The organism is Bacillus cereus group sp. RP32 (assembly GCF_040459735.1).
GTDB lineage: Bacteria > Bacillota > Bacilli > Bacillales > Bacillaceae_G > Bacillus_A > Bacillus_A wiedmannii.
This window is the reverse complement of the sequence record NZ_JARVHO010000001.1, coordinates 1,814,584-1,840,676: the sequence shown is the minus strand read 5'-3', so window position 1 is coordinate 1,840,676 and position 26,093 is coordinate 1,814,584. Positions and strand designations below refer to the sequence as shown.

Here is a 26,093-nt window from a genome sequence, read left to right as displayed (position 1 = left end):
TACACCTTTTGGGATTTTTTCTAATGTTTATAACGTAATAATTCCGAAACAGTTACAAATCGATACCCCTGTTTTTTCAGCTCAGGCAAAATTTTTGCAAGTGCCGATACTGTTTGACTACGATCATTTCCTCCATCATGTAACAATACAATATCTCCACTTTTAGCATTTTTCAGAACATGATTCACAATGGATCCAACCCCAGGATTCGCCCAATCACGTGGGTCTTGATGCCACGACCATAGAACAGTTTGATACCCAGCTTCTTTAGCTGTTTTAAATACAGCATCGTTAATATATCCGCCAGGTGGACGGAATAGCAAAGGTTCTTTCACCCATTTTTTAAAATATTTCTTTCCATCTAAAATATCATTTTCTAATTTTTCATCCGATGAATTACTCGCATATAAATGATTCATCGTATGATTTCCAATTTCATGTCCCTCTTTTAACACTTGTTTCACTAAATATGGATTACGTTGAACTCGAAATCCAATCATAAAAAATGTCGCTTCTGCTTTATATTGACGTAATAAATTTAAAATTTGTGGTGTATAAGTTGGATCTGGTCCATCATCAAATGTAATGGCAATAATCTTTTCATTATTAGGTACTTCCCACGTTACATAGCCAGTTGGTTCTAGCTCTTTTCTGAGCAACATTTTCGCTTCCACTTTTTCAACTTGAAATATATGTACTGCGCATAGTAAAGAAAAAACGAATAGAAAAATTTTCTGTTTTAACATAACATTCATTAAAGTAATAAGGTTGTCGAATACACAACAACCTCATTTACTTTTCTAATTGATCTACATGCTGCATAATGTTTTGAAGATTATTTTCGTATTGCTCAAGTTGCGGGCGTTGTGTTTCCGAAGCTACTTCTAGTGCATTTTGAATCTGTTCATACGCCTCCTGAACCTCTTGGCGTAACTCTTTTAAATCATGACCGTAGTTTGGATCATTTTTCACAATGTTGTTAAATGCATTTTCTGCTTGTGTAACGCCTTGCTGAGCTGCTTGAAATGCTTGTTGTTTGTCTTTATGATATGGCATTATACAATCCCCTTTCCATAATAGTTAGTCCCATTTATCTTTACCTTTTTTTCTAAAAACATTCTCGTATAAATTTGCAAACTTCTCTCATTCTAAAGAGAAAGAGGAGGTGTCACATACAATGGGAAAAAACAATCGTGAAGCGAAAGAAAAAAAAGGACAACCTGAACCATTAAGCGGATCTCATAAAGTAAAAAACCGTAACCATTCACGCCAAAAAAATCATGCACATCATGATATGTAAAACAATAGGTTCACACTAGCTACCTTTGCCACATACAATGTTTATATTTTTCCATTTATTCTTCACCCTTACTTCATTCATGCATAACATAGTATGAATTGAGATTTTACGGAGGGTGTCTTACATGGGCAAGAAAAAGAAGGATTGTCTTTTTCATGTTGATGGTTTCGAAGAATGGATGGATCAATTTTGTTCTGATTCTTGTAGTAACTTTAGTTTTCCAAATCAAATTCATATTGACCTTTGTGAAACTGAACAAGAGTACATTTTGGAAACAGATGTACCAAATGTCTCTGAACAAAATGTAGTCATTAAAAAGATGGAGACAGGCCTAAACATTTGCATACTTCATAAAAATATTTCTTTACAGAGGATTATTCCTTTACCCACTAATATTATTTATAAGAAGATGCTAGCCTGCTTAGAGAATGGATTTTTAGCCATTCATATTTCCAAAAACGAAGTAGCTAATAAACATGAAGAGAAAGTTCTTTTTCAAATTGAGAATTAAAATAAATACAAAGATAAGCCCCAGTCGTCTACTGGGGCTTATCTTATTTCGCATGTACTTTCATATTAGAATTTCCATCATATCTTTTTTTCAATAAACCTTTCGTAACTAACAGAACTGGAAACGCTACAGTTGAAAATATAGCTAGCGCTGAAAATACTAAAAATCCATTTTGGTACCCGTAATAATCGAGAAGTACTCCCCCAAACCATGGACCTATTACTGCTTCAATTCCTGAAAATCCCATTGCTCCAAAATATGTTCCTTTTAAATGTGAAACAGCTATATCATCTATAAATACATCCGTCATTGAAAACATTAATACTTCTCCAATTGTAAAAATAATTGTGCAAATGGCAGCACCTAGCATAGATTCTACTATTCCAAAGCCAAATAATCCCCCGCTCACAAATAAAGTTCCAACCATAATGGATGCTAATGGTGTATACTTTTTGCACATTTGAATAACAGGGTATTGGATAACCACTACAACAACTGCATTTAAAGCGAGCATATATGAGAACAGCTTCACTCCATCCTGAAATATATGTGCATTTGCAAAATATTGAGACACTGTCGTCGTTAAGTGTGAAAACCCACAATTACTCAAAATAATGCCAACTAACGCAACCAAAAATACTACATCCTTTCGTAATATACGCAGCGCATTTAGTATTGTAACAGGCTTTTCTTTATTAACCTTCTTTTGTTGCAGTGGATATTTCTTGAATTGGAACGCTAATATAACTGTATATAGAACATATACTCCTGCTGCTACTAAAAAAGGAATTGTAGATTTTGCGCTTCCAATTTGTAATCCAACAATTGGTCCAATTGCAACCCCAACATTTATTGCACCGTATCGTAAGTTATATACGAGTAAACGATACTCTGGTTTTGTTAAATCTGATAATAACGCTCTTGACGTCGGTTCAAAAAAGGACCTACATAATCCATTCAAAGCATTTAATAAAAAGAAACTTAAAACATGATCTGCAAGTGAAAAACCTATAAATACAAACACCCAAACGATCATGGACCAAATCATAATCGTTTTCCGGCCGAATCGGTCCGATAAATTCCCTCCAATAAAACTAGCAAACACTCCAACAAGTGCACTCGTTCCGATAATAGCACCCGTCATTCCAGCTGATACACCTTTAACAGTCGTTAAATAAATTGCTAAAAAAGGAATACTCATTGAAGTAGCAAATCTAGCAAACAATGTCCCTAAAATAATACTCATTCCAAGTGGATGAATATGCTTTAACTTCCCCTTCATCTTTAAACCTACTCTCCCTGTTCTTACATAAAAAAAGAAAGCAAAGGATCTGCTTTCTTTCCCTTTTTATACTTGAGATGTTGTTACCCGAGCAGTTCTCGTTATATCCATATCTATGCCATATGTAAACTGTAATTCTTTACAAACATCTTTAATTAAAATTGCAACATTATACTTCTCATTAAATTGTAAAACGATGTTTTCTACTTCTTCATATGTATACTTATATTCCCCTGTAATGACACTTTTTAAATCAAAACATTCATTTATACAAAGTTGTACAAGCAGCTCGTCATATTTCTCTATTACATCTTCTTTCTTCCACAGTACCTCTTTTACATATAACCGATCAAACTTCACACTTTCTCGATTACAGTCCGTTAAAATCCGGGTCATTTCATTTAATTCTCGATACAATTCAGAAATATTTTTGCTTAAACTAAGTAGTTTATCTACGCCGTTTTCATATAACATATTCATTCCACCCCCGCATTTTCTTTTTCTTATTATAGCAAGAAAATTCTAAAAATAGTTTCTTTCTTCTGAAATATTAGGAAACTAATTTCAATTGCTTTACAATGAAACTAGTGAACACGAAAGGGGAAAGAAAATTGGAGCAAAAATTATATTACACTGACGCTTATAAGCAAGACTTTACTACAAAAGTTATAAAGCAAGATTATGATAAAGACGGTAACTTATACGTCGTTTTAAACGAGACCGCATTTTATCCGACAGGTGGCGGACAACCGCATGATACTGGTACATTAAATGATATCGATGTAATCAATGTAGAAGAGATACATGGAGAAATTCGTCACTTCATTGTAGAACAATTACATACTGAAGAAGTAGAAGGTAAAATCAATTGGGAGCGCCGTTTTGATCATATGCAGCAACATGCGGCTCAGCACATTTTATCTGCTGCTTTTTGGGACCATTTTAACATACATACGATTGGATTCCACCTTGGTAAAGAAACGGTAACAATTGATTTAGAAACAGAAAATCTTCATGCAGAAACAGTTGAAAAAGCAGTACAAATTGCAAACAAAATTGTTTTTGAAAACCATCCAATCCGTACCCTGTGGATGAACTTAGAAGAAGCGAAAACGTTACCTCTTCGTAAAGAACCGACTTTAACAGAAAACATACGTGTTGTTATTATCGAAAACTATGACTACAATGGTTGTGGCGGAACGCATCCGAAACGTACAGGTGAAGTAGGTCCTATTCAAGTACTAGGGTGGGAGCGCAATAAAGGTGGCATACGATTAACGTTTATCGCTGGTTGGCGCACACTAAATTTAATGGGCCAACAACTACAAATTATGAAAGATGTTTCTAAACAATTAAACAGTAGCGAGAGTGATATCCCAGCAAAAGTAGCACAACTTCTTACTTCTCAAAAAGAAAATGAAAAAGCAATACAAATAATGAATGAAAAATTATTATTTGCAGAGGCAAATGAACTACTTCAACAGCCTACGGAAATACATACTGGCATACTTATTTCTAAAGTATTTACAAATCGCTCTATGCAAGAAATCGCAAAGCTTTCTGCTATTATTACAGAACAACAAGAGCATACCATTACATATTTCGTTATTGAAAATGAAGACAAATTACAATGTATCCTTGCTTGCGGAAAATCAGTATCACTCAATATGAACACACTTTTAAAAGATGCTCTTCCTACAATTGAAGGAAAAGGTGGCGGAAATAAAAAGAGTGCTCGCGGTGGCGGAAAAGCGGTTATGACCGGGGACGAATTTTTAAATCAACTTGTTTCTTCTTTACAGTCAGAAGTGTAAAACATGTTTATGAAGGATAGCTAACTGCTATCCTTCAACTATATTTACAAGCCTATATTTTGTTTCAAGCCTTGATAACTCCCTGCACTTGCAAAACCTTCACTTATAAGAGTTATAAAAGTTTCCGAAAAACCATATTGACTTAAATCTTTAATCGGTACCATTTGCACATCTTGAATTGGATTATGATCAAACTCATTAGAAGGTAGCGTAATTTCACCTTCAATCCTTTCAAGCAGAAACGTAATATGTAATAAAGATGGGCTAGCATCCGGTTTATCACAAACATACAGTAGCTTCTTAATTTTAACTTCTAACCCTGTTTCTTCTCTCATTTCTCGAATTATCGCTTCTTCTAACGTTTCACCATTCTCTACCCTTCCCCCAGGTAAAGACCAATTGCGATTAGCAACTTTTTGCTTTACTAGCAATACTTTTTCATGTTCAATTAAAATTCCCGTAACACGAACTTGCATTACACTTTCCATATGTAATCTCCTCTTCCCCTTATATTTACAAATTAATCCTTCCACAAAAAGAACATACGTTTTATAATTAAAGAAAATTATGGAAGAAAGAAGTTGTTACATCTATGCGTCCACCTTTAACAAAGTCTATATCACTTGAAGATTTCCAAAACTTTTATTGGTTAAAAGCAGAACTCCAAACATTTTGTCGTGAGCATGGTTTGCCAGCTAGTGGCTCTAAGATTGAAATAACTGAGCGTATCTCACATTATTTAACTACTGGTAAAATATTAAAAAACAGTTCTGAGCAAAAAGTGAGTAAAGCCTCCCTATTCTATAAAGATCTTTCACTTCAAACTGTTATTACTAACAATCACCGCTGCAGCGAAGAAGTTCGTGCTTTTTTCAAAGAAAAAATCGGAGCAAACTTCCGCTTTACAGTAGCTCTTCAAAAGTTTTTTAAAGAGAATGTCGGAAAAACATATGAAGACGCGCTAACGTTTTGGTATGAAGAAAACGAACGAAAAAAAGATCCTACATACAAAACAACTATTAGCACGCAGTTTGAATACAATCGTTTCACTCGCGACTTTTTCGAAGATCCAAATAACAAAGGGAAATCAAAAGCTGATGCTATCGCTGCTTGGAATGAAATAAAAGCAAAACCTGGTAGCAATGCTTATGTTCCTCAAAAAGTAGAAAACTAGTCCCTTTCTAGTTTTCTACTTTCTCAAATAATAGCGCAAGCCCTATTCCACCACCAATTCCTAACGTCACAATTCCATATTTCATATGCTCTCTTTTCGCTTGATAAAACAAACGCGTCACAAGCATAGCTCCAGATGCACCGTACGGATGACCGAGCGCAATTGCACCACCATTTACATTTAATTTTTCGAAAGGAATTTGTAACTCCTTTGCACAAGCAACAACCTTTGAAGCAAATGCTTCATTTATTTCAAAATAATCGATGTCCTCTACTTTCATATTCATTTCGTTTAATAATTTGTTCACCGCAAATATCGGACCAATCCCCGGAAGATTTGGATCCACTCCAACTACAGCACTACGAACGAAACGAAGAACAGGCTTGTATCCTAGTTTTCGGGCTTGCCCCTCTTCCATTACAAGAACAGCACATGCTCCGTCATTTACACCGCACGAATTACCTGCCGTTACTGTACCATTTTGTAAAAATGCGGGCTTAGTTCTTTTAATCATTCTTTCATACTTCATTTCTCGTTTTATAGCCTCATCTAAAGATCCATTAAAAGAAAGTATTTCATCTTGTAAATATCCATTTTCTACTGCTTGCAGTGTCCGTTTATAACTAAGACAAGCGTATTCGTCTTGCATTTCTCGCGTTATATTATAACGCTCTGCAACATATTCAGCCGCCACTCCCATATTAGGATCACCAATTGTTTCTGGTGAAAATCGCGCTCTATTTTGAAATGGTGATGTACTTGTACTCTCTACTCCTCCTGCAATATAACAATTACCTGCCCCGCCTTGAATGAAATGACATGCGGTGCGAATTGCTTCCAAACCCGCACCACATTGCCGATCAATCGTTACACCAGGAATATGATAGCCAAGTCCTGCCTCTAAAGTAGATAATCTCGCAACATTCCCTCCTGGTCCAACAACATTACCTAATATGACATCGTCTATTTCTCTCTCAATTCCTTTACTTAAAAACGTAAGAAGCGGCGTTACTAATTGCTGAACTTCATAATCTTTCAACATCCCATTCTTCTTACCAATAGGTGTCCTTTTCGCTTCTACAATAACCGCTCTATTCATATATTTTCTCCAGGTTTCCAATCATATTTTTTGCTGCAAGACGAGCGATTTTCCCGCTATTTGTATACGGTATTCCATCTACAAAATGCCATTCTTTCGGTATTTTAAACGAGGATAATCGTTGTAAGCAAAAACTTTTTAATTGTTGCCTCGTAGCACTTCCTTTTACAATGGCGACAGGTTTTTCACCCCAGTAACTATCTTTCACACCAATTACAACTATTTCATCAACAGCTGGGTGTTCATGTAATACACTTTCTATTTCTTCTGGAAAAATATTAATTCCTCCAAATAAAATCATGTTCTTCTCTCTACCCACTATGTATATAAAGCCTTCTTCATCTTCATAACCTACATCTCGCACTGTCATCCAGCCATCCGTAGTCAACTCTGGAACTAAAACCTTATCCAATATGTAGCCCATAAAAAACTGATCACTTTTCACATAAACAGTTCCTATCTCGCCTTTCTGTACTCCTTCTCCTGCTTCGTTACATATTCGAACTTGAACATTGTGACAAGGTTTTCCTACTGAATTTGGCCTTCTATCGCTCTCTTCATCAACAAGTGCTGTTACAAAACTTAGTTCCGATGCACCGTAAAATTCATATTTTTGCGCATAAGGAAATATACTCTTTATTTTTTCTTTCGCTTCAGCTTCCCATTTCGCTCCTGACGAAATAATTTTCATCCCATTTTCTATTACTCTATTTTCTTTATATAAAGATTCTAGCATTGTCGGAACTGTATACATGACCGAAATATTTTCTGTTTCTAACTTTTCCAGTACTTGATCTGGAATAAACTTTCTCATAATATGCACCGTTTGCCCTACATATAATGCACTTATTGCGCCGTATAAAAAAAGAGAATGAACGAGCGTCCCAGCTATTAAAATAGAATCTTCTTTTTTCATATGAAAGTCATGTATATTGCAATCAAAACTATGAACCCACGATTGTTGTGCACGTAAAAATGCTTTTGCCTTCCCAGTCGATCCTGATGTAAATCCCATATAAAACGGAGCATGTTGTACATCTTTTACAGGGGCATATGCAGGCAGAGAGTTCTCTATCATTCTTTTCCACTCATCAATTTCAATTACTCTTCCTTCTTCATCCGGTAAATCCTTTACCTTATATCGCTCTGTCACAATCATAGCCGGATTACTGATCGCAATTCTTTCTTTGAGCTCATCCTGTTTCCACTTTATATCTAACGGCACACAAACCCATCCGGCCATAGCAGCACCAGCAAATAGTTGTAAAAACTCCATACTATTTTCTAATACAATTGCTATTGTTTTATTCTGCGATTCTTTTTCATTCAACCAGTTTGCTACTTTACATACTGACTCAAACCATTCTTTAAATGTTAATACTCGATCATTTTCCTTTATTGCTATTTTATTTGTTTGTAAAGAGGCATACTTTTTATATTCTTTTGTAATCCCCATTTGAGACGTCCTTTCTTTACAAAATAATAAAAAGAAACACGCAATAAACGTGTTTCTTCTCTTTCTTATCCCGCATTTGTATATTTCCCACTCTTGAGAGCAGGCGTAATAATATGTTTCAATGAACGATGTAATTTCGTTACAAGAATTGCTGCTATAATCGCTTTTATGCAATCACCTGGTAAAAATACGGCACTTACTTTCATCGTCTGCCATATAGAAACATCCATAAAGAAAGCTTGTACAATAATACCAAATACATAAACTACGAAAATACCACCAATTATATTAATACATAATACCTTTATTATAGAAACTTCACGTAAACGCTCAATTAAATAACCAATGACAAACGCTCCAACGATATAACCAAGTAAATATCCTGCACTTGGCCCAACAAATACGCCTGGACCACCGCGTCCACCAGCAAGTAATGGTGCTCCAACTCCAACTATAAGTAAGAAAATAAGCTGACTTAACGCACCAAGACGTGATCCTAACAATCCACCAGCAAGCATAACACCGAGTGATTGTAATGTAATCGGAACTGGTGTAATAGCAAGAGCAATTGGAGGTATTAACCCTAACACTCCCATAATAGAACTAAATAAAGCGACGAAAACTAAGTTTTTTGTATTCATATTTGCTTCTCCTATTTGTAAACTTAAAATGATTTTCAGATAACATATTATAGGAGTTATATTATCTTTCTATCTAGTCTTTGTCAACTTGTTTTAAATATAGGTTTACAAATATTTTTTCAATTATTTCTCTTTATGCAAATGCTCAAGTTCTTTCCGAAGCGCCTGTTTTAAAAACTTCCCAACAGATGTTTTCGGTATTTCTTCCATAAATACAATATCATCTGGTAACCACCACTTCGCAAACTGTGGTTTTAAAAACTCATATATTTCTTCTTTTGTTACTGTACTATTTTTCTTTTGAACGACGCAGGCAATTGGTCGCTCTTGCCACTGCGGATGAGGAACGGCAACGACAGCTGCTTCAAATATAGCATCATGTGCCATTAATGCATTTTCAAGGTCAACTGAAGAAATCCACTCACCTCCGCTTTTAATAACATCTTTCGTACGGTCAACAATTTTCACGCAGCCTTCCTCGTCAACCGTAACGACATCTCCTGTATATAACCAACCATCACGAAAACCTTCGACAGTACGTTCATCGTTATAATAACTTTCAGCGATCCATGGTGCTCGTAAACATAATTCTCCCATTTCCGTACCATCCCACTTCACTTCACCGTTTGTACCGACTACTTTCATCTCTACACCAGGGACAAGATACCCTTGTTTTGAGCGGATTTCTAATTGCTCTTCATATGATAATTCTGTTTCATAACTTTTTAAACGTGCAAGTGTTACGAGTGGGCTTGTTTCAGTCATACCATATGCATGTACGAAAGGAACATTATATTTTTGCTCAAATGCTTTAATAACGCTTTTCGGTGCAGCAGCACCACCGCATAATATTCTCGTTATACTAGATAAATCGTAACTATTATTTTCTAACTCTTGTAATACACCGAGCCAAATTGTCGGCACACCTGCTGCTATCGTTACTTTTTCAGCTTGAATCATCTCTAATAAAATTTTTGGAGTAAACATTGGTCCTGGCAGTACTTGTTTAGTTCCAAACCAAGTAGCTGCAAAAGGAAGCCCCCAAGCGTTCACATGGAACATCGGTACAATTGCCATCGCCGCATCACTTTCCGATAAAGCAGCTGTATCCGCTAAACCGAGTGCCATACAATGCAATACAGTACTACGATGCGTATATACAACACCTTTTGGGTTTCCTGTAGTTGCTGACGTATAACACATACCAGCAGGTGTATTTTCATCAATATCTTTTACAAATTGGAAAGTTGGATCGCCTTCTTCTAATAGCTTTTCATAATGATATACAGGTTCTAGCGTAGTATTGGGAAGTTCATCTTTATCAGTCATAATAATGTAGGCTTGTACAGTTGATAATTGTGATTGAATATTTTCAACAAGTGGTACGAGATCTTCATCTATAAGTAGAATTCGATCTTCTGCGTGCTGAATAATGTATGAAATATGTTGAGGAGATAAACGAATATTAATTGTATGTAAAACGGAAGCAATACCAGGAATAGCAAAATACGCTTCCACATGTCGATGATGATTCCACGCTAACGTTCCTATACGCTCGCCTTCTTTAATCCCAAGCTTTTGTAACGCACTAGAAAGCCTTCTCGTCCTTTCACCTAACTGCTTATACGTTAATGTCGTAACTGTATCATGTGTCCGTGAAACAATTTCTTTCTTTGAAAACAGTTTTTCTGCTCTTTCCATCATAGAACTAATTGTTAACGGTACATTCATCATATTGGTTATATCCCCCTTTAAAGCGTTTTCATTTCGTTCATTATAACAGACTTCTACAAGTGATTACGACATTTTTCTGTATTTTCCGAATTATTTCTTTGGAAATAATTCAGAACGATAAAAAACATGTTTTGAATACATTGATTCGAAACATGTTTTTTATTTTTTATAAACTATCTACCTTTTTTCTTACTTTCTTTTTCATTTTAAAAATAATACGATTGCTATATTCTTTATTCTCTACTAAAATTCGATATATCTCCCACACTCCTACAACACGAACAAAAAGATAGACTCCAATCGCAATAAGTACAACACAGTACGGATAATACTGCACTAATTCTCCTGAAGTGATATGCTTTTTCTCAAATAAAAATGGTATCGCTCCTGCTGCTATAAAACAAAATCCAACGATCATTACTGCAGCATACTTCTTCTTAATTACTTCATATCTTTTTGTCAATTCTTTTAGAAAGTTTTGATCAAATAGTAGTTCTTCTTTTTTCAATACATTGTATCGACTCTCTTCTATCGTTGCCGGTACCATCATTGCTCCAATTCCAAGGACAGCAATGATAATGACAAGAAATGTCGACATTGTTGCATTTTCTTTAAATAATAAATACGGTATTGTCGATAAAATGAGCAAACTAAATCCTAACGCAATATATTTAAAAATTTTTTGCCCATACACCATATACCCTTCTGCCATTTCCTGACTTACGTAATAGTCCTCCACATTTTCATTACTTTGCTCAGCAGTTTCTTTTAATAAATAGTCGAGTGATACTTCAAATACATTTCCAATCATTATTAACTTTTCAGTTTCAGGAAAACCTTGACCGTTTTCCCATTTACTAACCGCTTGCCTTGTTGTGTTTAATTTTTCAGCTAATGCTTCTTGAGAAAGGCCCTTTTCCTTTCTTAATTTAAAAAGTTTTTCACCAAATCCCATATGTGTGTCCCCCTTTGTTTTCTTAACTAAATTGTATGTAAACATTACCCTTATCTCTATCTTCCTGCAGTTGCACTTTGTCAACTTATGGTTGCGATTGTGTTATATAGCCGTTTTCTATACGATTTAGCTAGTTTTCTTCTATGATTATGACGTTAATAAAATACCCTCTCCCAATAACCAATTATAATAATTAAAGGTAATTACTGTTACAAAAAAACAAAAACTCCCTTATTCATTTAAAGGAGTTTTCGATATGAAGTATTCCAATAAGGGTTAATTTGTCTTCCCCATATTGATTCACAATTTCTTCTATACATTTTTGTATGTCGTGCAACGATTAATAAGCATCCCACACAGTATATGTTGTCATCTCTTTATATAAGGACATACTCATATATATATGTAAAATATTACTCCTCTAACTTTCCTAATAAAAACACTTCTCCATAATCATAACGGCTTCTGCTTAAACTTTTCATAATGTCGTACTTTTAATAAAAGGATATTCCCGCAATCTGTACAAATATAAGCATCTACTGGTGAAGATGTGAACATCGTCTCCTTTTTCCGTATTTGTGCATAACCGACAAACTCCCCTTCTCCTATGTTATGAGAACCACAATTAGAGCATGTCTGCACGTCTTCCTGTTTCATGAGAGCACCACCTTTAATCTGTTTCCACTCCCTTCGACAGTTCACTTCCATTTCCCTTCCAAAAAACCTCTTATTCTCTTACATTTCAACAGGAATCTCCGAACAAACATCGTATATGTACTATGAAATATATTTATTGACGGAGGAATATTATGAGTACAATTATGACACTCAATGCAGCTCAAGAAATTGAAAACGCAGAAATACATATGCTCTCTTCTAGACTACAAGCACTACAAGCGTTAGCTGAAAATCCAATGCAAATACAAATGAAAAAGTTCGGGAATGCCACTGCCTTTTCATCAAAAATAATTTTTGGTCCTGCTTTTAACACAGTAAAAGGCGTTACCTTTACAAATACAGATGAGATAGATGAAATCGTCTCTTATTATCAATCGCTACAAATCCCTTGTCGTTTTGAAATTACACCCGCTCAAGGTACAGCTGAATTATTTCAATACTTATCTCAAAAAGGATTTTACCAATCCAGCTTCCATACCGCTTTATATAGTATACCGAGAGAAGATCCATCCCTACTTACTTCTAACATTTCAGTACGCCAACTAAAAGAAAATGAATTTCATATTTTTGCAGACATATATGTACGTGGATTTAACATGCCACCCTTTACAAAAGATGGCGTACGCCAAAATAACGAAATTCTCTACAATAAACCTGGCTGGCATTTTTTCATAGCCGAAGTTCAAAATACTCCTGCAGGCATTGGTGTCCTGTATATAAATAATGGGATTGCTTCATTAGCTGCTTCTGCTACTTTGCCAGAATTTCAGCGTAAAGGCTGTCATACTGCCTTAATTCAAAAACGAATAGAAAAAGCTCTAGCGAAAAACTGTCATTTAATAGTCGGACAAGCAAGGTTCGGTAGCGGAAGTCAAAATAATATGGAACGTGCCCATATGAAAATTGCTTATACAAAATCAATATGGACTGCAAAAGACATGTAATTTACATGCTTTCTCTTCTCATTACAATTTTATACATTTCATGACAATTCCTTTTCTATCCTATTAATCATTTGAATATTCAAACTAGATTTGTTACGCTATTACTAGATACATCGTTCAACTTGCAATATGAAAAGAGAATTCTAATCAAACTACAAGGAGGAGAAATGTATGACTAAGAATGATCATGGTTTAAAGGAAAAAGTAGAAGGTGCCATTGATAAAGTAAAAGGTGAAGTAAAAGAAGTTGTCGGAAAAGTAACTGACAATAAGAAATTACAAGCTGAAGGAAAATGGGATAAAGTGAAAGGCACTGCTAAAGATACGGTTGGTAATGTAAAAGAGAAAGTACATGAATATAAAGAGCATAAAGAGAATAAATAAAAAAGAACTAGGATATATGGTTGTGCAAGTAGTAAGTTACTAGATTTGAGAAAAGAGAATTTGTATTTTATATTTACCTATAAAATCATTTTAAAACGACAAAAGATGCCTCAAGGCATCTTTTTGTCTATAAACAACTATTTTACATATTACTTTGTGAAATTTGGTTTTAGGTCACCTGTATACGGTTCATGCTCAACAAAGATTTTTATATCTTTTCCATTCGCATCTTTCCCGATTCTTGTATACGTAAATTTCTCTTTATTTAGCTCAGTCAGTTCAAGGACCGCACCATATTTATTATTTCCTAACGAAACGTGAGCCCTTATTTTATTACCATGTACAACATCAAAGAAACCATAGTCTCCACGACTTTCTCCTGTATTCGCATTGAAAAACTCGTATTTATTTGTATTTTTATCGTATTTTGCTAGACTGATTAAGTTTGAGTTGTATTTTGTTACATCATTACCCTGTTCGTCTAATACCACCGTTCCATTCCATAGTGTACTAGATAAAATTTCATCTCCATCAACGTCTGTAACTATTTTCCCCGTCGAGCTTTCTAACTTTTTATCAGGTCGCGTGAAAGAAAGTTCTTTTCCATGGTAAGGAACATGTTCAACAAACACTTCTACATCGTTCCCTTTTGCATCTTTCCCCATTCTTTTATATGTAAATTTCTCCTTGTCTAATTGCGTTAATTCAACAACTGCTTGATAATTTTGCGTTTCAGAAATTAACACCCTTTTCTTTCCATCATTCGTTATAAAAAAGGTACCGCTATCATTGCGACTCTCTCCTGTACTTGCATTAAAAAATTCATACCTTGCAGTTTTAGCATCATATTTTGCAAGCCCGATGAAATTTTGATTTTCTTTCGTTACATCATTATGATCTTTGTCATAGACTTTTGTCCCTTTCCAGTTTGTTTCACCCAGTATGCTAGCTAGTAGTTGCCCTTTCGTTTGTTGAATTTGCTCGGTTTCTTGTATTGCATTGTATAAAAATTGTGCATACTGTTCACGTGTCACATCCATACTTGGAGCAAATTTCCCTTCTCCTACTCCTTTTGCAATATTATTTGTTTGAACAGCACTAATTGCATTTCTTGCCCATGAGTTCGTTGCAACGTCATTAAAAGTATGATCACTCTTTGCCTTTAAATGAAAAGCATTTGTAAGAACCTGTGCCATTTCTGCGCGTGTTAAGGATGCCTTCGGTCTAAAGTTTCCATGCTCATCCCCCTTAAAAACACCCATTTCTGTTAAAGATAAAATTTCCTTTATATAGCTTGTTGAATCTTCACTTACGTCACCGTATGGGTTTTGATAATTTTTGTTTTCTTCCATATTAAAATAACGATACATTAAAGCTGCAACTTGTTCACGTGTTACGTTATCTCCAAAACCAAATCTTCCATCATCATAGCCAAAAATGATTTTCTCACCTGTTAATTGCTGAATCGCCTCATATGCCCAGTGCCCCTTTGGAACATCTTTGAATACACCAGTATGATTCGTGTTTGGTGTAACCTCTTCTGCTTTCACCTCTCCATTCGTTTCACTTAATAAACTTCCACCTAAAACTGCTGATATGATACATGTTTTTAAAATTGTTTTATTCATAGCTTCCCAATCCCTTCCTTCATTTAACAAAGAATTACACCACTTATCTTCCAAAAGAAGATTCTATGTGAGCAATTCATGTTTTAAATTTTGATTATAGCTAATTGGATACAAAGTGTTACACATCCAAATTTCTTCTTTGTAGTATCCATAGCTGCTATATATAGGAATTATAAATAGCAACTATAAATTGCCTATAAATAAATTATTAAAAAAAGATAAAATTAAGATAATATATTTTTAATCTCAATCTAAAAAACGTTATTCTTTCTCATCTAGCTTGTTAAGAAAGAATAACGTTTTTAGTTCTAGGGTTCTTTTTGACAAAAAAAATGAAACTTTATTTTATATGCCCAAAAACAACTTCACGGCCTTTTCCAAACAGAACATCGGAAAAAGCCGTGGCATAATACTTATTTTATAATTGACGGAATACGGCCAAAATGGCTCTTTTTACTTCCCTTCATTCTTCTCTAACACATACAAATCTTCTTCAATATTAGATAGTTTCTCTGTTACAAGCTTTCTAGCATCTCCAATTGCTTGATTGTATGCAAACGGTCCTACTAATTTAATCATTTCTTCTATTAATCGCTCTGCTTGGAAACGTCCAATTTCATCTAAATCTTCTTCAACGAAAAATTGCTGAATTTGTGCCACAAGCTCTTCTTTTTTATCATTTGGTATTTTTATATTCATCATCATTTGTTACTCCTCTATATGTAAGTTAGTCCGTTTCTTAACTCTACCATAGAAAAACGCTTTCCAGGACAACTTTTTGTAACGCCCTCTAGCTCCCTATGACCGAGTATATTTTCTTTCTTTATAGTAAACTGCTTCATAAACATTTTACATAAAAAATATAATGCATTCATTTGTGCGGTAGTTGGATCATATTTATCAAAATTACCCGTCATACATATCCCAATTGTATCTCTATTATTATCTTTCGCATGCGCTCCAATATGTAAACCTCGTCCTTCGACTATAGTTCCATCTTCTTCAATAAAATAATTGTAACCGATCCCGCTCCATCCTCTTACTTTTTGATGAAATTCATGTGTTTTATACACATCCCATCCATCTTCGGATGTATGGTGGATAATCAGTTTGTTTACTTTTTCTAAAGGAACTAATTCATCTTGAAATGTTAAATTAACACATTTAATTTCCATTTGAACATCCCCCTTACAAATCAATAATCATAATTGTTTTATCATCTGGTCTTATTCTCTTTTTCCCTTCTAGCTCTTCAATAATTGCTACATATTCCTTTATACTATTCTTTCTTATATATGCAACAGTTTGTTCCAGTGGCCAATCTGGGTGGAATAATCCGTCTGAACAAATAAAAATCCCGCTTACTTCATCTATATGTAATTCACCGTGTTGTAAATAATGTATCGCTTCTTTCATTCCATTTGCAACGGAATATCCGCCCTGCATATTTGCAAGATAACGATTATATTTTAACTGTTCTCGCACATCTTGAAAAACATGTTCTTCTGGTACAGATAACCCTTTTTTACGATCTTCTTCTCTCTTCTTTTTTGCTCGTTTACTAATTCCTTCAACCGTGTCTTGCGTTAATACTTGCATCGTTCCATTTTGAAGTATTGCGACAATCATACAGTCCCCTAACTGTGCGTATTCAATTTTCTCACCATCTATTTGAACTGCCGCAATACATGTACACCACAAATGCTCTTTCTTTCTCGTATCTACTCCATACTCTAACATTTTGCTTTGCAATGCTTCATTTGCTTTTGCAACGGCAACTTGCAAACTATGATTTTCACGTAATGAAGCAAAATAACTTGCAAATAAATGCGAAGCGATGTATGCTCCATTATGTCCCTTTTCATCACGAAACGGGACGAGCGGTGTTGCACCATCACATACACCATACATCTTTTTTTCTTCATTACAAAAATAAGAATCCTCACATTCTTGCTTCAACGGGCTTTTCTGTTGATACGTTTTTATCCTCATATCTGTATCCCCTTTCAAACGAAAAAATACTCGAATTATTTTGATTAATCTAATTTTCCGAAATAAACTGTTTTTACCCAAAACTTTTAATATCATATATAATCTTGAAATAATGTGAATTTTTTAGTGAAGGACGGGAAAGAGATGGTCAGATTTCTTGGTGTTATTATCGGTTCTATTATTATTGCGATTGCATTTAATCTTTTCCTTATCCCCCACAAAATTTTAAGTAGTGGAATTGGCGGAATTGCTATTATTTTAGGGATTGTAACTCCTGTAAACACGGGTATTATTAACTTTGTATTAAACTTACCTATCCTTATTTTAGGTTACATAGGTCTTGGAAAAAAAGTGATTTTTAACACTGTTATCTCTGTTATTGTATTATCTGTTGCATTATACTACGTTCCAGTAAAAGTCGTAGCAACAGACCCACTTTTATCATCTATCTTTGGTGGTGTCGTTGCCGGAGCTGGTATCGGCCTTGTTTTTAACTGTAATGGATCAACTGGTGGATTTGATATTATCGGTATGCTATTGTCTCGAAAAAGAGACATTAAACTTGGTGGATTCCTTATTATTTTAAATGCAGTCGTTGTAATAATTGCAGGATTCTTCTTCACTTGGGATGTTGCTCTTACAAGCTTACTTTCAATTTATGTAACTGGTAAAGTAATCGATGCTATTCATACGAAACATCGAAAGGTTACACTTATGATTGTAACAAATGAAGCAGAAAAAATGAAAAAACAACTCCTTTCAACTGTTGTACGTGGAATTACATTACTTGATGGCGAAGGTGCTTATTCCAGCGAAAAAAAACGTGTACTTATGACCGTCGTTTCTCGTGAAGAATTAGCAAGTATGAAATTAACAATTTCCGAAATTGACCCTCATGCATTCGTTAACATTACCGAAACGGTTGAAGTATTAGGATTGTTTAGAAAAGGTTAAAAAACTAGGTGGATTCCCACCTAGTTTTTATTTTCCATAAATTCAATTCGATTTCCGAACGGATCTGACACATAAAATCTAATTACATCTAGCCGTGCATGATCATCTATTACTTCAATACCTTGTTTTATTAATTCTTGTTTAAATTCATCAATTTTTAAAACATAAAAAGCTGGATGCGCCTTTTTAGCTGGGGTGAAGTTTTGCTCAACTCCAATATGAATCTCTTGATTTCCACACTTAAACCAGCACCCACCACGCTTCTTTAATTCCTCCGGCTTCGGTATTTCCTCCATACCTATTTTCCCACCATAAAACGCTCTTGCTTCTTCTTCACATCCTACAGGCGCAGCTACTTGTACATGATCGATACCTTGAATATAATGTCTCATTTTCTTTCCCCCTCTTCTACCCTAATGTTATAAAGAAAACCTACTTTTGTAACTTACAAAAGAGTTATAAAACAATATAAGCTCCCCTTATTACCACCTTGTACTCACTTTGCAAAAAATAAAGAAAACAAAATTTATTATATAACTTCCATTTTTTATAGAAATACACATTACATCTATATTATAGTTATGAATAGACAAATCTTTTTAGATGCTATTTGTACGGAGGAACTATTATGAGTCGTAAAAAATATTCATCAACTCAAAGAAAACGTCATCCGAACATTTCTAGACGTTTGCGAAACCATATACAAAATCGTTCATTAACAGAAATGTACGCATCTCTGTTCGAACACAATCCTGATAGTATTATTTCATTAAATTTAGAGGGAGTTATACTACATATAAATCCTTCTGCCGAAAAAATATTAGGTTACACTTCTTTAGAATTAGAACAGAAAAATATTACCTCTATTTTAGAAGCTCGTATTTCTGAGCAAGTATTACAAAATATAAAGAATACTGGAGCGGATAATCAACAAGAGTATATCTTATCAATTTATCATAAAAATGGATTCTTATTAGACGTCGTGACAAAACTAGTTCCTATTTTTGTCCAAAATCGTCTAACTGGCGTATATGCCATTATGAAGCCTCTTGAAAAATCAGAAAGAATTGAGAATATGCTAAAAGAAAGTGAGAAGAGGTTACGTACATTAGTGAACTCCATGCCTGCGTTTGTTATATTTAAGGATCATGAGGGGCGCTGGCTTGAGGCAAATGACTACGCACTTTCTTGTTTCAATTTCCATCATGTACCTTACCACGGGAAAAAAGATAGTGAACTCATTCAATATAACGAAGCGTACCGAGAGGCTTTTTTACATTGTGAAGAAGTCGACGAACTAGCATGGCAACAAAGACAAATTCTTCATGGCGAGGAATTTATTATTCATAGAGATGATTTCGATCTAATCTTAAGTATATCGAAAGTTCCACTTTATCATTCTGACGGCTCCCGTAAAGGTCTTATCGTAATGGGAAGAGATGTTACCGAGCTAAAAGAAACGGAAAAGTTATTACGAAAATCAGAAAAGCTCGCAGTAGTCGGACAACTGACAGCTGGAATTGCACATGAAATTCGAAATCCACTCACTTCTCTAAAAGGTTTTCTAACATTGCTACTCCCTGAAATAAATGAGGAGCAGAAATGGTATATCGATATTATGTTAAGTGAGATTTCACAGATGGAATCTATCACGAGTCAATTTATGGCGATGTCTAAACCACAAGTATTATCTATCCAAACTTGTAACATACAAGCTTTAATTGAAGAGGTAGTTACATTTATTTTACCAACTGCTATTATGCATAGTGTTCATATCATTATGGATCATTTTGATTACAAACATGATATTCAATGTGATGGTAACCAATTAAAACAAGTTTTTATAAATATATTAAAAAATGCGATAGAAGCAATGCCAAATGGCGGAAATATTTACATCCAAACAAAGCCATTAGAGGATACTTTCATCTTAATACGTATTATCGATGAAGGTTGCGGTATCCCAGAAGATCGTATCTCTCGTTTAGGTGAACCATTTTATAGTTTAAAAGAAAAGGGAACAGGACTAGGATTAATGATGTGTTACAAAATAATTGAAGAACATCATGGTAAATTACACATTTCAAGCGAATTAAATAAAGGTACGATCGTTGATATTCAGCTACCACTTTCTTCGTCTCATCTTGCAATTCAGTCGTAAAAAAGAAGCATCTGCTAATTGTTAGCAGATGCTTCTTTTTTTACTTTTATAATACTGTATTGACATACCATTCTTTTGCTTTTTCTACTTCACCCATCGTTAATTGATGTCCTCTATTTTCCCAATGCATTGTAACAGTAGCGTTTGCATTCTCTAATAGTACCTTCAATTCCTCTGACTCCGCTGATGAACAAATCGGGTCATTTGTCCCAGCAGCGATAAATACTGATTTCCCTGCTAAATTAGGCAATTGTGTTCCTCTTCTAGGTACCATTGGGTGATGAAGGACAGCACCTTTTAATGCATTTTCGTAATGGAATAATAAGCTTGCAGCAATGTTTGCTCCATTTGAATAACCGATAGCTACAATGTTGTTTCTATCAAATTCATATGTTTTAGCCGCTTCATCTAAAAACTCATTTAATTCCTTCGTACGGAAAATCAAATCCTCTTCATCAAAAATACCTTCTGCTAATCGGCGGAAGAAACGTGGCATGCCATTTTCTAATACATTCCCCCTAACACTTAACACAGATGCTTCCCGATCAATTATTTCTGCAAGTGGTAATAAATCTAATTCATTACCTCCTGTACCATGAAGTAATAACAACACTGGTTTTGACGTATCTTTTCCTTTTTGAAAAATATGTTTCATCATAATCCATTTCCCCTTTCAATCACTTTTCGTCTAAATTTCTCACTTCAAATGGTAAAAGTGTTTGTTCAATTTGTTTTCTATGTGGTTCATATTGCTCCGGTAACTTTAATTCCTCACCCATCGTCTCTAACGATTCGTCATGAGCGAAACCAGGAGGGTCTGTTGCAATTTCAAATAAGATTTCCCCGTGTTCTCTAAAATAAATTGCGTTAAAATAATTTCGATCTTGTACAGGAGTTACGTGATATCCAAAACGAGACACATGCTCTTTCCAGTCTAGTTGATCATCATCGTTAGTCGCTCTCCAAGCAATATGGTGGACTGTACCAACACCCATTTGGCCACGCCCGATTGTCGATAGCCTCAAGTCGATAATATTCCCAATATCAGCAGAAGAACGGAATCGAACGAATTCACCTTCTTCTCCAATTTTCTCAAGACCCATAACATGCTCTAACAATTCAGCTGTTTTTTGAGGTTGTGCAGATAAAAGAACAGCACCACCAAATCCTTTAATTGCTACTTCTGGCGTAACTTCTCCAAAAGTCCAATTATTTAATTCGCCTTCTTCTCTTTCTACTAATTCTATATGCAAACCATGTGGATCATCAAATTCTAAATACTGCTCTCCAAATCGAGTCATTTTTGTATACGAAATATCGAATTTTTCTAATCTATTTTCCCAAAACTCCATTGCACCCTTTGGTACGACATAAGACGTAATGCCTACTTGACCGTCACCAATAACTCCTTGACGAGCACCTGCCCATGGGAAAAACGTAATAATTGTTCCAGGCTTTCCTCCTTCATTACCAAAATAAAGATGGTACGTGCCTGGATCATCAAAATTCACTGTTTGTTTCACTAAACGTAAACCTAACACATCAGCATAAAAATCTACATTTTCTTGTGGGTGTCCTACGATTGCTGTAATGTGATGAATTCCCATTGTTTTCTTTTCCATTTTCTCCGCCCCTTTTTATTTCATTTTAAAAACTTTTATACATTAAAATTCATTATTCATTTTGTCCATACTGCAAAGTAAAATCCATCGTTATGATTTTATCTTCAATTCGAGATATAAGCTGTGAAATCACGCATTATCTTCTATATCACTGAATTCATCTCGAATTCGAGATAATTTCCAAAAAATATTTACTCCATCTGAAATCTTTATTCGGAAATAAATTATCTTGAACTTAAGATTTATTATAAGTTACTTACTTTTAGTTGTCAACAAGTTACTTATTTTCATTTTAAATCAAAAGAGAGTAAATGCTAGTTATCATTTACTCTCTTCGCTAATTATTTCGTTTCCTCTTCCAACACTGCTTCCATCTCATTAAATTCACGATGAATTGCTTTCACTGGTTCTTTCGTTAATAAACTTACAACAATAACAGCTAATAAGCTACAGAAGAATCCAGGTACCATTTCATACATAGTGGCTTTTAAACTTGGAATTTGTACCCAAGTAATAACAACTACTGCACCTACAATCATCCCAGCAAGAACGCCCCATTTGTTCGTTCTCTTCCAATATAAACTTAATAAAATAGCGGGTCCGAATGCTGAACCAAATCCTGCCCAAGCATAACCGACAAGTGTTAAAATTGTATCACTTGGATGATATGCTAAAACAACTGCAATCATAGCTACTACTAATACTGACAGTCTACCGATAAATACAAGTTCTTTATCACTAGCGTCCCGACGGAAAAATGTTTTATAGAAATCTTCCGTTACTGCACTTGAAATAACAAGTAATTGCGAGGAAATACTACTCATAATCGAAGCCAAAATAGCTGATAGTAAAAACCCAGTAATGTACGGATGGAATAAAATATTTGAGAATGTTACAAAGACCATTTCTGGGTCTTGTAATGTCTCATTATTTTTAGCGTAATAAGTAATACCAATTAGACCAGTAAGCATTGCACCTATAATTGAAATCGTCATCCAACCGATACCGATTCTACGAGAAGTTTTTAAATCTTTAATAGAGGTAATTGCCATAAAGCGAACAATAATATGCGGTTGCCCAAAATACCCAAGACCCCATGCTAAAAATGAAATAATACCAAGAATTGTAGTCCCTTTAAACATATCTAAACGCGATGCATCAACTTGCTTAATTGTATTGAATGTTTCTGTTACACCGCCCACATCTGTAAAAGCAACAATTGGTACTAATACAAGCGCAATAAACATAATACATCCTTGCACAAAGTCGGTCCAACTTACTGCTAAAAAGCCACCGAATAGTGTATAAGCAACTACGACACCGACAGTTACAAATAAACCAATTTTGTAATCAAGATTGAAAGAGTTTTCAAACAAACGCCCACCTGATACTAAACCAGCCGACGCATAAAATGTGAAAAATACTAAAATGACGATAGCGGAGACAAAACGAAGTATTTTCGTACGATCTTTAAATCGATTCTCTAAAAAGTCTGGAATCGTAATTGAATCATTTGCCACTTCTGTATACGTTCGCAAACGCGGGGCAAGAATTAAATAGTTTGCATAAGCACCTATTAATAACCCTATCGCAATCCATACACTAGATAATCCTGTTGCATACATCGCACCAGGTAATCCCATTAGCATCCAACCACTCATGTCAGAAGCACCAGCTGATAAAGCTGTAACTGCTGGACCGAGTCCCCTTCCGCCTAACATATAATCTGATAAATCGGATGTCTTCTTATAAGACCAATAACCGATATACAACATACCTGCCATATAAATAGCAAGCGAAACCATAATCTCAATCTTCACCAAATCTCTCCCTTAGTTACATAAGCCATTCAAAATTTCGAAAAATGACTTTTTCTATTTTCTTGTTTTCGCTTATGGTTCCCTACCTTAACAAACATTTTTTGTTCTTTCAAGTGAACAAGCCCTTTTCACTACATGTGAAAACCTTTATAAACGCCTTTATCCCAGTGGATTACCCCGGTTTTAAAATAAATTAAAGTAAAAATATTCAAAAAATAAAATACCGTTTTTTCACACCTTATTTTCATTCACTTATCAGACAAATTTTAAAAGAAAAAAGCCATACGAATGTATGACTTTTAATCTATTAAACATAGCTTATCTTCTATTTACTAGTAGGAAACAATTCTGAAAGAGGAACTATCCGCCCCACCTCATCTTTAAACACAATATGCTCTCTCGTTAAATGACGCGGACTCTTTACTCCCGCTGCGGCCGCAAGTGAGAACAAACTATATCTCATGCTAACAACATAATTCATTACTCGCCATTTCTTCTCATACGGATCTAGCGCTTTTTGATAGTGCGGATTCGTCGTGGCAACTCCAGATGGACATTGTCCGGAATTACATTGAAGTGCCATTATGCAGCCACTTGCCATCATAAATCCGCGTGCTGAATTTACAGCATCTGCACCAATAGCTAAAGCAATTGCCACTTTATCTGGTGTAATTAATTTCCCCGAGGCAAACACTTTGAATTTGTCCCGAACATCATAATGATTCGCCGTATCAATACATGTCAGTAACGCTGGAATAAGCGGCATCCCCATACTATCTGCCATCGATTTATACGTTGCTCCTGATCCACCTTCTGAACCATCAATTGTAATGAAATCTGGATAGATGCTTAACTCTTTCATCATTTTGAATAAATCTTCCAACGGCTCCTGCTGTCCAATTACAATCTTCATCCCGACTGGTTTACCGCCGTTTTCTTGCAAACGTTGAATAAAATAAAGTGTATCTGCTGCATTCTTTAAAAATGGAAATCGATTCGGTGAATTAATCGTTTCTCCTTTTCGCACATTCCGAACAGAAGCAATTTTCTCATTTACTTTTTGTCCCTCTAGATGACCACCACGTATTTTCGCACCTTGCCCAAATTTCAATTCAAATGCTTTAATATTGCTTTCTTTTGCTTTCTCCATAAATTTCTCCATTGAAAAATTACCATCCTCATCACGGTACCCAAATAAACCCGGACCAATTTGCGCAACGATATTCGCACCTGTATGTAAATGTTCTGGAATAACGCCACCTTCGCCAGTATTAATCCACGATCCGCCAGCCATCTTCGCACCAAATCCGCTCGCTAAAATATAATTTTCGCCAATCGCACCGTAAGAAGTCGCAGATGCCCCAAACATGCCATGTAGTTTCCACGGATATTTGCGGTTTTCACCGACGATAATTGCATCGTCTTCTTCATATAACCAAAGATTCGTTGTATCCGCTGTCAATTTTTCTCTTCGTGAAAATAACCCTTCTTTATGAATCACATACTTTTTCCCTTCACATTCTTGCGTTACATTCACACTTAATTCATCTGTTAATATCGGAAATAATGTATTAGCAATATAATATCCAGATGCATCAAAATCTCGTTTTGATCCAAAACCGAGTATTTCTGAACGGTATTTCGCTAGAAACATTACACTTTGAAAATCATAACGTGAAAAGGGCTTTCCATCCGTATCATGATCAAACCAATATTGCCTAAATTCCGGTCCTATCTTTTCAAGTAAATAACGCATCCTTCCTAAGTATGGATGCAGCTTTAATATAGAATGATGCGTCCGTTTTTTAATAAAAAATGTAATAATAAAAAAAATGATTAATAGTAACATCAATAAGAGCAATATACTAATAATAACGAGTAGCGTTTCACTCATCCCGCTTCCTCCTATGAAAATCCATAATAAAAGGAGAACACCTGATGTGT

General features: G+C 35.0%; 28 protein-coding genes. 8 read left to right on the top strand and 20 right to left on the bottom strand.

The window, feature by feature from the left end; genetic code table 11:
* Positions 1–20 precede the first annotated feature (20 nt).
* Positions 21–746 (bottom strand): polysaccharide deacetylase family sporulation protein PdaB, encoded by a 726-nt coding sequence (gene pdaB, locus QCI46_RS09565; RefSeq protein ID WP_353840048.1) that lies wholly within the window; start codon positions 744–746, stop codon positions 21–23.
* A 46-nt stretch (positions 747–792) separates the two neighbouring features.
* A complete protein-coding gene (locus QCI46_RS09560) occupies positions 793–1,056 on the bottom strand; it encodes a hypothetical protein (RefSeq protein ID WP_001146294.1) in 264 nt (87 codons plus the stop codon).
* A 121-nt stretch (positions 1,057–1,177) separates the two neighbouring features.
* Between QCI46_RS09560 and QCI46_RS09555 the strand changes: the two genes are divergently transcribed.
* Positions 1,178–1,300 (top strand): small acid-soluble spore protein P, encoded by a 123-nt coding sequence (locus tag QCI46_RS09555; RefSeq protein ID WP_000517650.1) that lies wholly within the window; start codon positions 1,178–1,180, stop codon positions 1,298–1,300.
* 124 nt (positions 1,301–1,424) lie between these two features.
* Positions 1,425–1,811, top strand: a complete 387-nt coding sequence (locus QCI46_RS09550) for an Hsp20/alpha crystallin family protein (RefSeq protein ID WP_353840047.1) — start codon at positions 1,425–1,427, stop codon at positions 1,809–1,811.
* Positions 1,812–1,854: 43 nt separating this feature from the next.
* Here QCI46_RS09550 and QCI46_RS09545 read toward each other — a convergent pair whose 3' ends face one another.
* Both QCI46_RS09545 and QCI46_RS09540 read right to left on the bottom strand, forming a co-directional pair.
* Positions 1,855–3,093: an MDR family MFS transporter gene (locus QCI46_RS09545; RefSeq protein ID WP_353840046.1), complete on the bottom strand. Its 1,239-nt coding sequence runs from the start codon at positions 3,091–3,093 to the stop codon at positions 1,855–1,857.
* 66 nt (positions 3,094–3,159) lie between these two features.
* Positions 3,160–3,567, bottom strand: coding sequence for a hypothetical protein (locus tag QCI46_RS09540; protein WP_353840045.1), 408 nt, complete (start codon positions 3,565–3,567; stop codon positions 3,160–3,162).
* A 137-nt stretch (positions 3,568–3,704) separates the two neighbouring features.
* Here QCI46_RS09540 and QCI46_RS09535 point away from each other — a divergent pair, with 137 nt between their 5' ends.
* Entirely contained in the window at positions 3,705–4,907 is a 1,203-nt protein-coding gene (locus tag QCI46_RS09535; protein ID WP_353840044.1) for an alanyl-tRNA editing protein, read from the top strand.
* A gap of 44 nt (positions 4,908–4,951) precedes the next feature.
* On the opposite strand, the gene QCI46_RS09530 is transcribed toward QCI46_RS09535, so the two are convergent.
* Positions 4,952–5,395: an NUDIX hydrolase gene (locus tag QCI46_RS09530; RefSeq protein ID WP_353840043.1), complete on the bottom strand. Its 444-nt coding sequence runs from the start codon at positions 5,393–5,395 to the stop codon at positions 4,952–4,954.
* Positions 5,396–5,499: 104 nt separating this feature from the next.
* Here QCI46_RS09530 and QCI46_RS09525 point away from each other — a divergent pair, with 104 nt between their 5' ends.
* Entirely contained in the window at positions 5,500–6,081 is a 582-nt protein-coding gene (locus QCI46_RS09525; protein WP_353840042.1) for a DUF6434 domain-containing protein, read from the top strand.
* 7 nt (positions 6,082–6,088) lie between these two features.
* On the opposite strand, the gene QCI46_RS09520 is transcribed toward QCI46_RS09525, so the two are convergent.
* From QCI46_RS09520 to QCI46_RS09495, 6 genes are all read right to left on the bottom strand, one after another.
* Entirely contained in the window at positions 6,089–7,180 is a 1,092-nt protein-coding gene (locus tag QCI46_RS09520) for an acetyl-CoA C-acyltransferase (protein ID WP_353840041.1), read from the bottom strand.
* A complete protein-coding gene (locus QCI46_RS09515) occupies positions 7,173–8,636 on the bottom strand; it encodes an acyl-CoA synthetase (protein ID WP_353840040.1) in 1,464 nt (487 codons plus the stop codon). Before QCI46_RS09515 ends, QCI46_RS09520 begins: the two co-directional genes overlap by 8 nt.
* 65 nt (positions 8,637–8,701) lie before the next feature.
* Positions 8,702–9,277: a biotin transporter BioY gene (locus tag QCI46_RS09510; RefSeq protein WP_001093321.1), complete on the bottom strand. Its 576-nt coding sequence runs from the start codon at positions 9,275–9,277 to the stop codon at positions 8,702–8,704.
* Positions 9,278–9,400: 123 nt separating this feature from the next.
* Positions 9,401–11,011, bottom strand: a complete 1,611-nt coding sequence (locus QCI46_RS09505; RefSeq protein WP_353840039.1) for a long-chain fatty acid--CoA ligase — start codon at positions 11,009–11,011, stop codon at positions 9,401–9,403.
* A gap of 166 nt (positions 11,012–11,177) precedes the next feature.
* Complete coding sequence (locus QCI46_RS09500) at positions 11,178–11,966, bottom strand: helix-turn-helix domain-containing protein (RefSeq protein WP_353840038.1); 789 nt, start codon at positions 11,964–11,966, stop codon at positions 11,178–11,180.
* Positions 11,967–12,419: 453 nt separating this feature from the next.
* Positions 12,420–12,623 (bottom strand): hypothetical protein, encoded by a 204-nt coding sequence (locus QCI46_RS09495; RefSeq protein ID WP_048544090.1) that lies wholly within the window; start codon positions 12,621–12,623, stop codon positions 12,420–12,422.
* A gap of 152 nt (positions 12,624–12,775) precedes the next feature.
* On the opposite strand from QCI46_RS09495, the gene QCI46_RS09490 reads away from it, so the two are divergent.
* Both QCI46_RS09490 and QCI46_RS09485 read left to right on the top strand, forming a co-directional pair.
* Positions 12,776–13,588 carry a GNAT family N-acetyltransferase gene (locus QCI46_RS09490; RefSeq protein ID WP_048544092.1) on the top strand — a complete coding sequence of 271 codons (813 nt, stop codon included), beginning with the start codon at positions 12,776–12,778 and terminating at the stop codon, positions 13,586–13,588.
* Positions 13,589–13,759: 171 nt separating this feature from the next.
* The gene (locus QCI46_RS09485; protein ID WP_016077378.1) at positions 13,760–13,972 is read left to right on the top strand and encodes a CsbD family protein; all 213 of its coding nucleotides are present in this window, start codon (positions 13,760–13,762) and stop codon (positions 13,970–13,972) included.
* 149 nt (positions 13,973–14,121) lie between these two features.
* On the opposite strand, the gene QCI46_RS09480 is transcribed toward QCI46_RS09485, so the two are convergent.
* The 4 genes from QCI46_RS09480 to QCI46_RS09465 all read right to left on the bottom strand — a co-directional run bounded on the left by QCI46_RS09480 (position 14,122) and on the right by QCI46_RS09465 (position 17,592).
* On the bottom strand, positions 14,122–15,600 hold the full coding sequence (locus QCI46_RS09480; RefSeq protein WP_353840037.1) for a DUF4822 domain-containing protein: 1,479 nt from the start codon (positions 15,598–15,600) through the stop codon (positions 14,122–14,124).
* Between the two features lie 453 nt (positions 15,601–16,053).
* Positions 16,054–16,305, bottom strand: coding sequence for a DUF2164 domain-containing protein (locus tag QCI46_RS09475; protein ID WP_001994665.1), 252 nt, complete (start codon positions 16,303–16,305; stop codon positions 16,054–16,056).
* 11 nt (positions 16,306–16,316) lie between these two features.
* A complete protein-coding gene (locus QCI46_RS09470; protein WP_353840036.1) occupies positions 16,317–16,775 on the bottom strand; it encodes a peptidoglycan recognition protein family protein in 459 nt (152 codons plus the stop codon).
* A 13-nt stretch (positions 16,776–16,788) separates the two neighbouring features.
* Positions 16,789–17,592, bottom strand: a complete 804-nt coding sequence (locus QCI46_RS09465; protein WP_353840035.1) for a protein phosphatase 2C domain-containing protein — start codon at positions 17,590–17,592, stop codon at positions 16,789–16,791.
* A gap of 144 nt (positions 17,593–17,736) precedes the next feature.
* Between QCI46_RS09465 and QCI46_RS09460 the strand changes: the two genes are divergently transcribed.
* Positions 17,737–18,546 carry a YitT family protein gene (locus QCI46_RS09460; protein WP_353840034.1) on the top strand — a complete coding sequence of 270 codons (810 nt, stop codon included), beginning with the start codon at positions 17,737–17,739 and terminating at the stop codon, positions 18,544–18,546.
* Positions 18,547–18,566: 20 nt separating this feature from the next.
* On the opposite strand, the gene QCI46_RS09455 is transcribed toward QCI46_RS09460, so the two are convergent.
* On the bottom strand, positions 18,567–18,938 hold the full coding sequence (locus QCI46_RS09455; protein ID WP_048544119.1) for a VOC family protein: 372 nt from the start codon (positions 18,936–18,938) through the stop codon (positions 18,567–18,569).
* Positions 18,939–19,174: 236 nt separating this feature from the next.
* Between QCI46_RS09455 and QCI46_RS09450 the strand changes: the two genes are divergently transcribed.
* Complete coding sequence (locus QCI46_RS09450; protein WP_353840033.1) at positions 19,175–20,707, top strand: BA3702 family sensor histidine kinase; 1,533 nt, start codon at positions 19,175–19,177, stop codon at positions 20,705–20,707.
* Between the two features lie 46 nt (positions 20,708–20,753).
* Here QCI46_RS09450 and QCI46_RS09445 read toward each other — a convergent pair whose 3' ends face one another.
* The 4 genes from QCI46_RS09445 to QCI46_RS09430 form a co-directional block, all read right to left on the bottom strand.
* Positions 20,754–21,365, bottom strand: coding sequence for an alpha/beta hydrolase (locus QCI46_RS09445; protein WP_087982089.1), 612 nt, complete (start codon positions 21,363–21,365; stop codon positions 20,754–20,756).
* A gap of 19 nt (positions 21,366–21,384) precedes the next feature.
* Entirely contained in the window at positions 21,385–22,329 is a 945-nt protein-coding gene (locus QCI46_RS09440) for a ring-cleaving dioxygenase (RefSeq protein ID WP_353840032.1), read from the bottom strand.
* A 341-nt stretch (positions 22,330–22,670) separates the two neighbouring features.
* Positions 22,671–24,149 carry a sodium/proline symporter PutP gene (gene putP, locus QCI46_RS09435; RefSeq protein WP_353840031.1) on the bottom strand — a complete coding sequence of 493 codons (1,479 nt, stop codon included), beginning with the start codon at positions 24,147–24,149 and terminating at the stop codon, positions 22,671–22,673.
* A 325-nt stretch (positions 24,150–24,474) separates the two neighbouring features.
* Positions 24,475–26,043, bottom strand: a complete 1,569-nt coding sequence (locus QCI46_RS09430; protein WP_353840030.1) for a glutamate synthase-related protein — start codon at positions 26,041–26,043, stop codon at positions 24,475–24,477.
* Between the last annotated feature and the right edge of the window lie 50 nt (positions 26,044–26,093).